The 14,520-nt window shown below is 64.7% G+C and carries 12 protein-coding genes; 5 read left to right on the top strand and 7 right to left on the bottom strand.

Annotated features, from left to right (window positions below):
- Positions 1-152: 152 nt before the first annotated feature.
- The gene (locus tag IEX43_RS05595; protein ID WP_188727134.1) at positions 153-290 is read right to left on the bottom strand and encodes a hypothetical protein; all 138 of its coding nucleotides are present in this window, start codon (positions 288-290) and stop codon (positions 153-155) included.
- Positions 291-516: 226 nt separating this feature from the next.
- Here IEX43_RS05595 and IEX43_RS05590 point away from each other — a divergent pair, with 226 nt between their 5' ends.
- The 3 genes from IEX43_RS05590 (at position 517) to IEX43_RS05580 (ending at position 3,253) form a co-directional block, all read left to right on the top strand.
- Positions 517-744, top strand: a complete 228-nt coding sequence (locus IEX43_RS05590) for a three-helix bundle dimerization domain-containing protein (protein WP_229666327.1) — start codon at positions 517-519, stop codon at positions 742-744.
- Between the two features lie 63 nt (positions 745-807).
- Entirely contained in the window at positions 808-1,191 is a 384-nt protein-coding gene (locus IEX43_RS05585) for a hypothetical protein (RefSeq protein ID WP_188809454.1), read from the top strand.
- Positions 1,184-3,253, top strand: a complete 2,070-nt coding sequence (locus tag IEX43_RS05580) for a matrixin family metalloprotease (RefSeq protein WP_188809453.1) — start codon at positions 1,184-1,186, stop codon at positions 3,251-3,253. The genes IEX43_RS05585 and IEX43_RS05580 overlap by 8 nt, the downstream gene beginning before the upstream one ends.
- 63 nt (positions 3,254-3,316) lie before the next feature.
- On the opposite strand, the gene IEX43_RS05575 is transcribed toward IEX43_RS05580, so the two are convergent.
- The 3 genes from IEX43_RS05575 to IEX43_RS05565 all read right to left on the bottom strand — a co-directional run bounded on the left by IEX43_RS05575 (position 3,317) and on the right by IEX43_RS05565 (position 5,811).
- Entirely contained in the window at positions 3,317-4,249 is a 933-nt protein-coding gene (locus IEX43_RS05575; RefSeq protein WP_188809452.1) for a lipid kinase, read from the bottom strand.
- A gap of 163 nt (positions 4,250-4,412) precedes the next feature.
- Positions 4,413-5,351: an alkaline phosphatase family protein gene (locus IEX43_RS05570; protein WP_229666326.1), complete on the bottom strand. Its 939-nt coding sequence runs from the start codon at positions 5,349-5,351 to the stop codon at positions 4,413-4,415.
- A 322-nt stretch (positions 5,352-5,673) separates the two neighbouring features.
- Positions 5,674-5,811 carry a hypothetical protein gene (locus IEX43_RS05565; RefSeq protein WP_188727126.1) on the bottom strand — a complete coding sequence of 46 codons (138 nt, stop codon included), beginning with the start codon at positions 5,809-5,811 and terminating at the stop codon, positions 5,674-5,676.
- Positions 5,812-5,959: 148 nt separating this feature from the next.
- On the opposite strand from IEX43_RS05565, the gene IEX43_RS05560 reads away from it, so the two are divergent.
- Positions 5,960-6,697, top strand: a complete 738-nt coding sequence (locus IEX43_RS05560) for a GAF and ANTAR domain-containing protein (RefSeq protein ID WP_188809450.1) — start codon at positions 5,960-5,962, stop codon at positions 6,695-6,697.
- 14 nt (positions 6,698-6,711) lie between these two features.
- Here the strand turns inward: IEX43_RS05560 and IEX43_RS05555 are convergent, their stop codons facing one another.
- A complete protein-coding gene (locus IEX43_RS05555; protein ID WP_188809449.1) occupies positions 6,712-7,527 on the bottom strand; it encodes an MBL fold metallo-hydrolase in 816 nt (271 codons plus the stop codon).
- Positions 7,528-7,734: 207 nt separating this feature from the next.
- Between IEX43_RS05555 and IEX43_RS05550 the strand changes: the two genes are divergently transcribed.
- Positions 7,735-8,268 carry a hypothetical protein gene (locus IEX43_RS05550; protein ID WP_188809448.1) on the top strand — a complete coding sequence of 178 codons (534 nt, stop codon included), beginning with the start codon at positions 7,735-7,737 and terminating at the stop codon, positions 8,266-8,268.
- A gap of 219 nt (positions 8,269-8,487) precedes the next feature.
- On the opposite strand, the gene IEX43_RS05545 is transcribed toward IEX43_RS05550, so the two are convergent.
- Both IEX43_RS05545 and IEX43_RS05540 read right to left on the bottom strand, forming a co-directional pair.
- Entirely contained in the window at positions 8,488-10,221 is a 1,734-nt protein-coding gene (locus tag IEX43_RS05545) for an S-layer homology domain-containing protein (RefSeq protein ID WP_188809447.1), read from the bottom strand.
- 192 nt (positions 10,222-10,413) lie between these two features.
- Positions 10,414-14,229, bottom strand: a complete 3,816-nt coding sequence (locus IEX43_RS05540) for an S-layer homology domain-containing protein (RefSeq protein WP_229666325.1) — start codon at positions 14,227-14,229, stop codon at positions 10,414-10,416.
- Between the last annotated feature and the right edge of the window lie 291 nt (positions 14,230-14,520).

Raw genomic sequence — 14,520 nt, 5'->3', positions numbered from 1 at the left:
GCTGGATGTCACTGCGGGCCATTCGGTGTGCTCTGTCCTGGCTTCCCCCGGCCCGGAAACTTAAAGGATGAGAACATCCTAAACGAGGGAACACTCCGCCCGGGCAGCCGCAGCATCATCGCAGGTCAGCCGCCGGCGTGTGCCACACCTGCCTACCGCGTCAGGGCGAAGGCGGCCACCGCCAGGACCACCAGGACAAAGATGCCAAGGACGGCAAGCTGCCGCCTGCTGCCCTTCGCGGGCCCCGGCCCTCTTCTGCGGCCGTGCTTCCGGTTCATTGCATCTGCCATGCGCCGACTCTACGGAGCCCCGTACACAGGCGCCCGCGTAATCCCTACTTGTCCCCTGAGAGTCCGCTACTGGCTTCCGCGGGCCGGCACCAAAGCTGGCTGCGGATATCCGCAGACTTCCAATTAGTGGTTTCCCTCGGGGACCCGCGTTCGTATGATTCATCCATGCACGTCCGGCCCAGGAACGTACAGGTGGTAGCCAGTTCTCCTTCCAGCAGGAACGGTGATGATGCTCAAGAAGACCGAAACGCAGGCACTCACGGACGTGGTGGACCGGCTCGCCGCGCACTTCCCCGGCCAGCCGCGCTCCGTGATCGAGGACGTGGTTGCCCATGAACACAGCCTGTTTGATGAGGGCCGCGTCCGGGACTACATCCCCATCCTGGTTGAACGCGCCGCGAAGCTCCGGCTGGCCCGCCAGCACCTTTTGGTCCCGGCACCGGTAAGGCAGTAACGGCGCAGTAACGCGCGTCTGGTCAACTCGATCCTGTGTTCCCTCGCATGTGAGGACGGGGTCATGGAACAGGGGTGGAGTTCCCTCCGGGTGGCGGGCCTGGCGCTGGACGTTCCCAGCGCGCTGGCCCCCTCGCCTGAGCGCGGCATCGAGGGCAGCGCCGCTGTCCTGGAAGGTGCCGGCATGCGCCTGACCGTTGATGCGAGCCTCTTCGCCGATCCCCTCACCCGCTATGCAGCCAAACCCGGCTATGAACACTGGCGGGAAACCGTAGGCAGCAGCATCGCTGACTTTGTCGTGTTCGAGGAAGGCGGCACCCGCACCGTTGCCGCCACCATCCCTGGCCGCGCCACCGCCGTCGTCCATCTGCCTGCCGACGCCCAACGGGACGTCGCCCTGCAGATCCTGCGAAGCATCAGAACAGATCAAGGAGAATCCAATGCCTGAAGAGCAGTACCGCGGCGCCCCGTACCTGGCCGCCGTCGAAAACACCTCCCCCGGCGAGCGCCATGCCGGCTTCAGCAAAGTGCAGACGTACCTCGAGCGGTTCGGCTACCTGGGGCCGGCCACGCCCCGGGAACTGGGCGTCCTGGACGACCCCACCGAAGGCGCCCTCCGGAGTTTCCAGGAGTTCTTCCACCTGCCGGTCACGGGAAATTTCGACGACGCCACCCGCGAAGCCATGATGCGGCCACGCTGCGGGCTTCCGGACGTGCGGCCGGGCGAACTCGCCTTTTCCACCACGTGTGCGTGGGCGGACAGGACACTGACGTACGCCTTTGACACCGGCACGGACGACGTCGCCGGCAACGCCGAGTTCGACGCGATCCGGCGCGCCATCCAGACCTGGCAGGCCGTGGGCGGGCTGACCTTCACCGAGGTGGCCGTGGGTTCCAGCCCGGACATCCGCATCGGGTGGCGGCCGGCCGCGGACCCGGACCATTCCATGGTGGGCGGCGTCCTGGCCCACGCGGATTTCCCGCCGGGCTGCAGCGTCATCACCACCACGCTGCCCAAGCCGGTCCACTTCGATGACAGCGAGCACGTGTGGAGTGTCGGCGCCGTGGCCAGCGCCTTCGACATCGAGACGGTGGCTCTGCACGAGTTCGGCCACATTGTGGGGCTCGCGCACACCAGCGTGGCGAACGCCGTGATGGCCCCCACCGTATCCTCCAACTTCACCAAACGTGCCCTCACCCAGGACGACATTGACGGTTTCAGGGCCCTGTATCCGGCTGCCCCCGCGGCCTGGTCCGGCTGGAACTCCCTGGGCGGCGTCATCACCTCGGACGTGACCGTGGCCAACAACAAGGACGGCCGGATGGAGGCCTTCGCCCGGGGAACCGATGGCGCCGTGTGGCACCGCTGGCAGACCACCCCCAGCGGCGACTGGTCCGGCTGGAACTCCCTGGGCGGGGTGATCACCTCCGAGATCGCCGCGGCCAACAACCAGGACGGCCGGCTGGAGATCTTTGCCCGCGGCACGGACAACGCCCTCTGGCACCGGTGGCAGACCGCACCCAACGGTAACTGGGCGGGCTGGAACTCCCTGGGCGGCGGCATCACCGGGCCCGCGGCGGCCGGGCGCAATGCGGACGGCCGGCTGGAAGTTTTCGCCAGGGGCAACGACGGCGCCGTGTGGCACCGCTGGCAGACCGCGCCGAACGGCAACTGGGCCGGCTGGCGCTCCCTGGGCGGGGTGATCACCTCCGAGATTGCGGTGGGCAGGAACGCGGACGGCCGGCTGGAGATTTTCGCCAGGGGCACGGACAACGCCCTCTGGCACAAATGGCAGACCGCACCCAACGGCAACTGGTCCGACTGGCGCTCCCTGGGCGGCATCCTCACCTCCAACATCACCACCGGCAGCAACGCCGACGGCCGCCTGGAGGTCTTCGTCCGCGGCACAGACAACGCCCTCTGGCACAAATGGCAGACCGCACCCAACAGCGGCTGGTCCGACTGGCGCTCCCTGGGCGGGCTGCTGACGTCGGACATCGCCGCGGGCAGGAACGCGAGCGGCCGCCTGGAGGTCTTCGTCCGGGGCACCGACAACGCGCTCTGGCACAAATGGCAGACCGCACCGAACAGCGGCTGGTCCGACTGGCATTCCCTGGGCGGCATCCTCACGTCCAACATCGCGGTGGGCACCAACGCCGACGGCCGCCTGGAAGTCTTTGTCCGTGGCACGGACAACGCCCTCTGGCACAAGTGGCAGACCAGGCCGTTCCTGACCGAGGAGTCCACAGGGGCGTCCGGCGCCGCTTCCATGACCGGGGAGGGCGGCGGGGACACCGCCGGTGCCCTCGGGCAGAAAGTGGAGATGCCGGCCGGCGCCATGGAGGAGAGCGTCACCCATAACGGCCATCAGCAGCCCGCCGCCGCTTCCATGCCGGACGGGAGCATGGACGGCGGTTCACAGGACGGTGACGCCAAGAAGTCCGCGGGCAGCAGCGGCACCTCCGTCAAGGAGCAGGAGAAGATGCCGGCGGGAAGCATGGGCGCCTGACCACCTCCAGGACTGAAGCGTACGACGGCGGCGCGCGGCCGCCGTCGTGCGCTCACCAGGGAATTACCCGTCGAACCGGGCGCTGGTGCTGCCGTGCGGCACCACCACGTGCACGGCGTTGCGCTCGATGGTGAAGTCGGCGGGCGTGGCGGTGGCGATCTCGCCGTCGAGGTTCACCGGCATGGGCGGCTCGGTGACCAGCCGGACGCGCTGGCAGGTCAGGTGGTACACGCCGTCGCGCTCCACAAAGCTGCCGTTCTTGAGCATCCGGGCGATCCTGATGTGCTCCCGGAGCGGCGCCCCGGGGATGGCGTAGACATCCAGCAGGTGGTCGTCGATGCCGGCCGTGGGTGAGACCGCGTTGCCGCCGCCGTAGTGCCGGCCGTTGCCAACCGCCACCTGCAGCAGGTTGTCCAGTTCCAGCGTTTCGTGGTCCCCGTCCGGGAACTCGAGGCGGGCACGGAACGGCTGGTGCCGGGCATAGGCGCGCACGGCGGCAACGGCGTAGGCCACCGGGCCGAGATACCGCTTCAGGCGTGGGCTGAGGGTTTCGGTGACACCCACCGAGAGGCCCACGGACGCAACGTTCAGGAACGGCTGGCCGTTCACGCGCCCCATGTCGATGTCAACCACCTTCCCGCTGGCCAGGGCAGCGCACGCCCCGGGAAGATCGGCCGGGATCTCCAGGGTGCGGGCAAGGTCGTTCGCCGTCCCCAGCGGAAGGACCCCCAGCACGATTCGTGTCCCGGCGAGCCGGCCGGCGGCGAAGGACACCGTCCCGTCACCGCCGCCAACAACCACGAGGTCGTGCCCCTCGGCAACCACCCGGTCCAGGGTCCCGGCGAGCTCGGTGCCGGACAGGATCTGGTGGACGGCGGAGATGGGCAGGCCCGCACTGCGCAGGGTATCCACTGCCAGCACCGGCCCCGCCGCTCCCAGGCGCGCCCCGGCGTTGATCACCACGGCAGCGGACTTCGCCTCTTGGGCAAGCATCATGGGGAACATCCTAGGCCGGGCGGGCTGGGAACTCCCTGAGTACGCCGCCTCAGCACGTGCGGGGCGGACGGTGCGCCCTGCGAGAGGGAAGGCGTACGACGGCGGCGCGCGGCCGCCGTCGTACTGGTCACCTGTGGTGCCGCGCGATTGTGGTGCCGAACAGTCAGGAACGGTTGGTGTAGACGTCGGCGCTGAAGCGGTTCAGCCCCGGGGCGGCGGCGTAGCCGAGGTGGGGCAGGCCGAAGATGTCCTCGATGCTTCCCAGCAGGCTGTAGTGGTTGTAGGCCCGCTGTGATGTTGTGCCGCCCTTGACCTGCGGGGACAGGACCAGCGCACCCACGCGGCCGCCGCCGGCCCCTCCGGGCAGCGAGGACGCGGCGCTTTCCTTGCCTTTGGCCTCGTCGAACGTGATGACCAGGACCCCGTCCTTCTTGAACGCCGCGGAGGCCAGGATGTCCGGGACGTGCTTCTTCAGCCATGCGTCGGCCCGGGGCAGGCCGCCCTTTGACCCGTCGTGGCAGGGATCGTCATGGCCGTCGTTGCACAGGTTGGGGCTGATGTAGGACAGGTTGGGCGTGGTGTCCAGGGAGGTGAGGTCAGCGTCCAGGTTGCTGAAGTCCACCACGTTCTCCTGGCATTCGGGCGAGGACGTGATGGCTGTGAAGTACACGAACGGATTGTGCCGGGTGGCGTACTGGGTCTCGGCGCTGGCGTTCTGGTTGGGGTCCTTCGCGCCGATTTCGGGGTGCCGGCACGGTGTTCCCATGTCCTCCATGTAGCCCTTCCAGGACTTCCCTGCCGCGCTGAGCTGGCCGGCCAGGGTGGGCACCGAATCCGGGTAGACGCAGCCGCTGCCCTGCACCTGGCCCGGGCTGGCCGTCCCGGTGACGGTGAAGGCCTCGTAGGTGTGGCAGTCGCTGCTGGTCACCGGGTTGGGGCCCTGCCCGGAGAGCTGCGCGATGTAGTTGGGCAGGGACGCATGGCCGATTGCGTAGTACTCCGTCAGCAGCGCCCCCTGGGCCCGCAGGGTCCTGGAGAGGTACGGCGCCGGCGACTCCTGGCCCCACACCTTGGCGTAGGACTTGTTCTCGAGGTTGATCACAAAGACGTGCCCCAGTTTTCCGTCCGCGAACTTACCGTCTGCAGTCCCGGAGGCCGGTGGGCCGGGTGCCGGGCTTGGAGCGGACTGGCACGCTGCAAGGAGAACCGCCGTGATGCAGGCCAGCGTGATTGAAACGGGCCGGCGCCCGAATGCGGGCCCGGTTGCGGGCCCGGCTCGGCGCCCGCTTGTGCGGGGCCGTTTCCGGGGATTGTCAGCCGCCATCAATTCCTGCCTCCCGGGAGGACGGCCGCAGTACCGCCCACCTGGGGGTTATCCTGCCACTCCGGCGCTGCCAAAAGATGGGCCCAAAGCCCCGCTCCGCCTACCGAGTCAGGGCGAACGCGGCGATGGCCAGGCCAACCGCCAGGACAACGTTGACGATCACGTACGGCTGGATGCCGCGTTTGGGTTCCTTGGCCATCCTGCGGCGGCCGTGCTTGCGGTTGATAACTTCTGCCATGCATCGAACCTAGGCAGCAGCAGGAGCTGAGGGCCCGAGTAATCGCTACTCGTTTTACTAATCCCCACCACTGGGGCGCCGCTTACACACCCTATCCAGTGCAGCAGCACTCATTGCTTCCAGGTGGCCAGATTCCTATGGTGTTCCCATGGCCTTCAACCAAGTTCAGAGCGATTACGATCAGCTCCAGGGGCTCCTGTCCGGGGTTGGGGACCTCAAGAGTTTCCTGGACGGCCTGACCCGCCTCGCGTCCGGGGTGATGACGGAAGCGGCGGGCGCAAGCGTTGAGTGTGCGGTCACCTTGCTCAGGCAGAAACGCCCGGTCACCATCGCAGGCAGCAGCGAGCTTGCCGTTCGCCTGGACGAGATTGAGCAGGCTGTTGGCGGCGGGCCGTGTATTGAGGCCTTGCGGATCGGCAGGCCGGTGCTGCTGGCGGACGTCTCCACCGACTCCCGCTGGCCCACGTACAGCAAGGCGCTGGCGGCGGCCGGATGCGGCAGCTGCCTGGGTGTTCCGCTGGATCCCGGAGAAAACGCGGCGGCGGCGCTGAACTTTTTTGCCTCCCCCGCCGGCCCCATCACCGAACGGATGGTCCCCCGGGCCACAGTCTTCGCTGAATCGGCGGGCCACGCGATGGCTCTGGCGGTGAGGATGGCGGCCAAGGACGAGCTGACCAATGACCTGCGGGCTGCCATGGAAAAGCGGACCGTCATTGACCTGGCCGCGGGCATCATCATGGGACAGAACCGGTGCACGCAGGATGAGGCCATGAAGATCCTCATGGCGGTGTCCAGCAACCGCAACCAGAAACTGGCTGCGGTTGCCGAGGAAGTGGTGGCAGGCGTCTCGGGGAGCCGCAACGTGCGCACGCACTTCGATGATTGAGCGCACGTCCCCGGCTACTGCTCCCGGCGGGTCTCCTGCAGCCGCTTGATGAACCAGCGGGACTGTTCCGGCCCGTACGGCAGGACGGGGATGGCCTTGGTGGCATCGTCCGGGGTGTCCCGGATGGACTGGCGTGCCTGGCGGACCGCGGTGCTCAGTGTGTTCGCCATGGTCTTGACGAACTCGTCGCTGCAGGGCTTGCCGTGCCCGGGGATCAGGAACTCGTAGCGGTGGCGCAGCGCTGAGATGTGCCGGAGCGCATCCGCCCACTCCTCAGGGTAGGAGTCCTCGAAGGACGGGTGGGCGCCCTGCTCCACGAGATCGCCAACGAACAGGGTGGTGGGGGTGCCCACCACCAGGTCGCCGTCGGTGTGGCCGCGGCCCAGGTAGAACAGGGTGGCGGTCATCCCGCCCAGGTCCACCAGCACAGGCTGGTCTTTGACGATTGCGTTGGGGACTACGAGTTCCACGTTCTGGCCTTCGCCTACGGACATTTCCGGTTCCAACGTCCCCACGAAGCGGCGCTGAAGGTCCCCGCGCTCCTCGATTTCGGTGGCGCAGTTCTGGTGCGCCCAGAACTCGGTGACGCCGGCTTCGGCGAACACCGCGTTGCCGAAGAAGTGGTCGTAATGGGCGTGGGTGTTCACCACCACGAGCGGCAGCTGGGTTTTTTCCCGCACGGCGTCCAGGATCTCCCGCCCCTGCCGGGGCCCGCAGCCGGTATCGATCACCATGGCCCGCTCGGACCCCACCACCAGCCCGGTGTTGAGCAGCGATCCTTCGGTGACCAGCACATAGTTGTCAGCGCCGACTTCGAGCCATTCCTGCATTGTTTCTCCGTACCTCCGGCAAAAGCAGTGTTCGTTTAGTGGTCGATTGTACCCAGCACTGCTTGGAGTTCCCGGGAGGCCGGGCACGGGCGACGGCAGCTTCCTTCCTGCCCCTCGGGTTAAGGGCGGGAGGTCAATGCGTTTAGATTGGGACAGGGAGCGCAGCCGGCCTTGTCAGTAGCCGCCACGCTAAAGGGGGAACGGTCCATGACTCGTCATGACGCTGGCCAAGGGGACAGCAACACATCACCGCCGCACCAGCCCTACATCTCGGTTGTCGAAGCGGACTCCACTGCGAAGGTGATCATCCGGGGCGCCGGGATCCTGGCGCTGGGCTCCGCGCTGCTGGGTTGCCTGCTAACCCCGGAGCCGCCGGCGGCAGGCGCGGGAGGATCATGGGTGTACCTCGCCGCGGCCATGACGGCAGCTCTGGGTGCCTTATTGGTCTTTTGGGGTCCCAGATGGCTCAGGACAACTGCCAAGGTGGGGCCTGCCCAGGTCACCCTCTCAACATCCGGAATTCGGGCACACTTTCCGCTGCAGGACATTGCCTCAGTGACTGATTCCTATTTTCCAAGCGGAGGATACGGCTACCGCTACCTGGGCCGAAATCACCGAGGCTTTATCAGCGGAGGCGGCCAAGTGGACATCAAGCTGAAAGACGGCAGGGAGTACACCGTGAGTGTCCAATCCGTCTCCGTGTTCTGCTCGGCAGTAGGAGCCGGGGGCCAGCCAGGCTGACAAGGCTTGTCTCACGCGTACGACGGCGGCGCGCGGCCGCCATCGTACTGGTCACCTTCCGCTTACCAGCGTGAATTTTTGTCCAGATACGCAGGCTTTCTGTGGTCGGAAGCCTGCATATCTGGACAAAAACTCCGGACGAGGGGCGAGGCGCAGTCAGGAGCGGCCGCTTCGAGTTCCGCAGCCCGGAGACCGGGGCTGCGTCCCATCCTTTCGCGCCTAGCTCAGTCCCGATGCATGTACGGCCTTCTCCGACCAGCGCTTAAGGAATGCCGCCATTGCGTCCCGTCGCACCGGCTCAGTGGGCCGGTAGGTTCCGTCCGGGAACCCTGTGGAGATGCCGAAGCAGGACATCCAGGCGATGTCCTCAGCAAATTGCGCGGTGGCAGGATTATCCGTGAAGACCGGTACTTCTTCCCTGGGCCGGATACAGGAAACGTTGTTGCTGTACCTACGAAGGAAGGCCGCCATCGCGTCCCGGTTCACCGCGTTCTGGGGACGGAAGGTGCCGTCGTCGTAACCCCTGGTGATACCTGCCGCATGGAACCAAGTGATTTCCTTGTAGAACGCCGTATTAGGGGTCACATCGTGGAAAGGTGACTGGGCCGGAGGCACAAACTCCGGCCTGCCGGCTGCCCTGTACAGGAAAGCTGCCATCGCGTCGCGGTGAATGGTTTCCAGGGGCTTGTAGGTATTGTCCGGAAAACCTTCAGTCACTCCCCGCGCTGCCAGCCACCGTATGTCTTCAGAGAACTGGAGACCGTCGGCGACATCAGAAAAAGCCGGCGCTACTTTCAAGGACATGTTGATGCCGCGGGTTGTTTCCTCTGACCCGACAGAAACGCTGGTGGCGGAGCCTGCCGAGCTCCCGTCTGTGAACCACTGATCAACCATGCCGCTGGCTCCTGCGGATACTTTGATCCGGTAGCTGCCCGGGAGCAGAGCGGTGATGCGGTACGAAGAGCCCGGTCCCACCGTGCCGTGACCCACCAGGTTGTTGTCCAGGCTTCTTGCCGTGACGCGCACGCCATCCATGGTGGCGCCTTCAGGCAGTGTCAGTGTCCCTTCAATCACAGACGCTTTGGGAAGATATGCGTCAATGCCTGTCACTGCTTCGGGTCCGGATATCGTAAACGGTGTGGGCAGCTTCGACGGTTCCCGGCCGTAGTCGACGGGTTGAAGGTCGGGATTTTGGGGATAAAAGTAGAGGGTGTAGGTTCCTGGGGCCAATCCCTTTATCAGGTAATTACCCTGGGCGTCCACCCATGCGAAGGGGCCGTTTTGGTTGGATTCCAGCCGGTAACTGTGCACGGTGATCTTATCGAAAGTGAATCCTCCCGGGACGGTCACCTTTCCGGAGATTGTTCCGCCTAGGGGGAGTTCGATGTCTATCCCAATAGCATCCTGGGCTGAAGCTAATTGCACGGGTGTAGCGAGTTCGCGTGTAATTCCGCCATACCAGGTGTCATGCCCGCCGCTGCTGACGCCGCTGACCCGGACCACGTAGGAGCCTGCCGGCAATCCGGTGACCTTATAGGAACCATCGGCCGCCGTTCGGGTCCAGCCCCAGTGCTCGCCATCAGCGGCACCAATTACCGTCACAGGAAGCCAATCGACGCTGATACCGGCACTGGTGGTGACGGTGCCACTAATGGAACCTGTCCCTTCCGCTTCTGCTTGTGCAGGAGCGCCAAACAGGGACATCGTCACGGCCAGAATTAGTGCCGGCAGGACCCGCGTGAGGGCGTGAAAGGCCCAAGTCCGAAGCATAGTTTCCCCCAAGATAGAAAAGTGAACGCTGGATAGCGGCGAGCGTGCAATCACCGCACTCTGGCCGGGCGCTACGCGCAATAGGCGAATCGTATCGCATTGCTCACAAATTCTGGATGTGAAACAAAATGGGTCACCGGATGCCGGCAAAGTGTAGATCGCGGGAAGCAATTCAGGGAGCATTTTTTAGGTCTTTTGGCTTCAACGAACTCGGCCAAAAAGCGCTGCCCCAGCCAGGCTCAAGAGAAAGGCGTACGACGGCGGCATACGGCCGCCGTCGTACTGCTCACCTTTCAGCTTGGGGTACAGGCGTTATGGACGCGAAAGGCCCCGGCACTTTCGTGCCGGGGCCCCTAGATCGGATGCCTCACTGGATTAGGCGGTAAGTCCGTCCAAGCGGAACAGGAAGGCCGCCATCGCGTCCCGATTAATCGCCTGCAAGGGCCGATACGTCCGGACGCTGTTACCCTCGTCCCAGCCAGTTGAGATTTTTTGCTCAGCCAGCCACGCCATCTCCTTGTAGAACTGCTGTCCGGTGGACACGTCCGCGAACGGCGACACGGCAGGAACGGCGTACTCAGGCGAGCCAGCCATCCGGTACAGGAACGCGGCCATCGCATCACGGTTTATCGCCTGCAAGGGACGGTACGTCCTGACGCCGTTACCTTCATCCCAGCCGGTCGAGATCTTTTGCTCAGCCAGCCACGCCATCTCCTTGTAGAACTGCTGTCCGGTGGACACATCCTCGAAAGGCGAAACGGCCGGCGCGGCGTACTCGGGCGAGCCAGCCATCCGGTACAGGAACGCGGCCATCGCATCACGATTAATCGCCTGCAGCGGACGGTACGCCCGGACCCCGTTGCCCTCGTCCCAGCCAGTCGAGATCTTTCGCTCAGCCAGCCACGCCATCTCCCTGTAGAACTGCTGTCCCGTGGACACATCTACAAAAGGCGAAACGGCCGGCGGGACGTAGGCTGCAGACGTGGTCTTGAACGTGTAACTCCACTCCGTCACGGCGCCTTCAGCGAGGACATAGTCAGTCTTGGCACGGGCGGTCACTGCGATTGTCCCCGTGCCCGGATAGGTGCCGGCGGCGGTCACCTTGTCCCCGACCAGGTACTCAACACCCTCAGTGACCGGAACCGTGAAGGTGTCATCCTTCGTCCCATCCTGGTCCGTGAACACGACGGCGGCAGGATCTACCGGATACGGAGTCGCTTTGAATTCGTGCAACCACTCCGCGGAGGCGCCTGGGGCCAGCACGTAATCCGTCTTCGCCCGAGCCGTCACAGTCACTGTCCCCGACCCCGGATAGGTTCCGGCGGCAGTCACCTTGTCCCCAACCAGGTACTCAACACCCTCAGTCACCGGAACCGTGAACGTGTCCTCGGCGGTGCTGTCCTTGTCCATGAACACCACGGCGGCCGGTGTTACCGGAAACGGAGTCGCTTTGAACTCGTGCGACCACTCAGCCGACGCGCCCGGAGCCAGCACGTAATCCGTCTTCGCCCGAGCCGTCACAGTCACTGTCCCCGACCCCGGATAGGTTCCGGCGGCAGTGGACTTGTCCCCAACCAGGTACTCCACACCCTCAGTGACCGGAACCGTGAACGTGTCCTCGGCGGTGCCGTCCTTGTCCATGAACACCACGGCGGCCGGTGTTACCGGAAACGGAGTCGCTTTGAACTCGTGCGACCACTCAGCCGACGCGCCCGGAGCCAGCACGTAATCCGTCTTCGCCCGAGCCGTCACAGTCACTGTCCCCGACCCCGGATAGGTTCCGGCGGCAGTCACCTTGTCCCCAACCAGGTACTCAACGCCTTCAGTGACCGGAACCGTGTACGTATCCTGCGTAGTGCCGTCCTTATCACTGAAGATGACGGCGGCAGGTGTCACCTGGTACGGCGTTGCTTTGAACTCGCGCGACCACTCAGCCGACGCGCCCGGAGCCAGCACGTAATCCGTCTTCGCCCGAGCCGTCACAGTCACTGTCCCCGACCCCGGATAGGTTCCGGCGGCAGTCACCTTGTCCCCAACCAGGTACTCAACGCCTTCAGTGACCGGAACCGTGTACGTATCCTGCGCAGTGCCGTCCTTATCACTGAAGATGACGGCGGCAGGTGTCACCTGGTACGGCGTTGCTTTGAACTCGCGCGACCACTCAGCCGACGCGCCCGGAGCCAGCACGTAATCCGTCTTCGCCCGAGCCGTCACAGTCACTGTCCCCGACCCCGGATAGGTTCCGGCGGCAGTGGACTTGTCCCCAACCAGGTACTCCACACCCTCCGTCGCCGGAACCGTGTACGTATCCTGCGCAGTGCCGTCCTCATCCGTGAAGATCACGGCGGCAGGTGTCACCTGGTACGGCGTCGCCTTGAACTCATGCGACCACTCAGCCGCCGCGCCTGGCGCGAGCACGTAATCCGTCACAGCGCGGGCCGTCACAGTGACCGTCCCGGACCCGCGGTACGCTCCGGGAGCAGTCACCTCGCCGCCCACAAGATATTCCACCCCTTCAGACACCGGGACGGTGAAGCTGTCATCCTTCGTTCCGTCCAGATCGCTAAACACGACGCCGGCAGCTGTCACCTTATGCGGGGTTACCTTGAACTCGTGCGACCACTCGGCGGCAGCACCCTGAGCCAGGACGAAATCAGCCAAGGCACGCGCTGTGACCTGCACGGTCCCTGTACCCGGGTACGTGCCAGCGGCAGTGGCGTTGTCACCGACCACGTACTCCACGCCTTCGGTCGCCGGAACGGTGTACGTATCCTTCGCGGTGCCATCCTCATCCGTGAAGACCACGGCTGCAGGCGTCACCGCATACGGGGTCACCTTGAACTCGTGCGACCACTCAGCAGCCGCACCCTCAGCCAGGACATAGTCGTCCAAAGCACGAGCTCGCACTACGACCTTCCCGGATCCCGGGTAGGTGCCAGCGGCAGTGACCTCGTCACCGACCACATACTCCACACCCTCCGTCGCCGGAACGGTGTACGTATCCTTCGCGGTGCCATCCTCATCCGTGAAGACCACGGCTGCAGGCGTCACCGCATACGGGGTCGCCTTGAACTCATGCGACCACTCAGCCGACGCGCCTTCAGCGAGGACATAGTCAGCCTTGGCACGGGCGATCACTGCGATTGTCCCCGACCCCGGATACGTCCCGGCAGCAGTCACCTTGTCGCCGACCAGGTACTCAACACCCTCAGTGACAGGAACCGTGAACTTATCCCCAGCAGTGCCGTCCTCGTCCATGAAGACGACCGCGGCAGGAGTCACCGGATACGGGGTCGCCTTGAACTCGTGCGACCACTCAGCCGACGCGCCTTCAGCGAGGACATAGTCAGCCTTGGCATGGGCGATCACTGCGATTGTCCCCGACCCCGGATACGTCCCGGCAACCATCACCTTGTCCCCGACCAAATACTCAACACCCTCAGTGACCGGAATCGTGAACGTGTCCCCAGCAGTGCCGTCCTTCTCAGTGAACGACACGGCGTCCGGCGTTACCTGATACGGCGTCTCCTTGAATGAGTGCGACCACTCAGCCGCCGCACCCGGAGCCAGCACGTAATCCGTCTTCGCCCGGGCGGTCACTGCGATTGTCCCCGAGCCTGGATACGTTCCGGCCGCGGTCAACTTGTCCCCGACCAGATACTCAACACCTTCAGAGACCGGAACCGTGAACGTGTCCCTAACAGTGCCATCCTCGTCCGTGAAGACGACCACGGCAGGAATCACCTGATACGGCGTCTCCTTGAATGAGTGCGACCACTCAGCCGACGCACCCGGAGCCAGCACGTAATCCGTCTTCGCCCGGGCGGTCACTGCGATTGTCCCCGAGCCTGGATACGTTCCGGCCGCGGTCAACTTGTCCCCGACCAGATACTCAACACCTTCAGAGACCGGAACCGTGAACGTGTCCCTAACAGTGCCATCCTCGTCCGTGAAGACGACCACGGCAGGAATCACCTGATACGGCGTCTCCTTGAATGAGTGCGACCACTCAGCCGACGCGCCTGGCGCGAGCACGTAATCCGTCACAGCGCGGGCCGTCACGCTCACTGTCCCCGACCCTGGATACGTCCCAGCAGCAGTCACCGTGTCACCGACCAGATACTCAACACCTTCAGAGACCGGAACCGTGAACGTATCCTCAGCAGTGCCATCCTCGTCAGCGAATGTCACGCCCTTTGGCGTAGTCCTCCAAGCTTCAACTGCGAACCGTGTTGCTTGAACATCTAGGCTGAACGGACGGGGAGCCTCCATCCCCGGAGGATTCGGATGAACACCGCCGTCCGCATCGTAATAAACACTCGAAGTCGCATTCTTAACAAGAATGCGGTCAATCTCAACCGCCCCCGGGGCCCACCAATCATCAACAGTGGTCGACAAGGTTCCCGAGAAGCCCCCACCGCCAGACAGGTAATGCTGACGCCCCAGCGCGTCAACAAGAGTGACCTCCATGTACTCCAAAGA

It is taken from the genome of Pseudarthrobacter polychromogenes (assembly GCF_014644495.1).
Classification (GTDB): Bacteria; Actinomycetota; Actinomycetes; order Actinomycetales; family Micrococcaceae; genus Arthrobacter; species Arthrobacter polychromogenes.
This window is presented reverse-complemented; position numbering and strand designations above follow the sequence as displayed.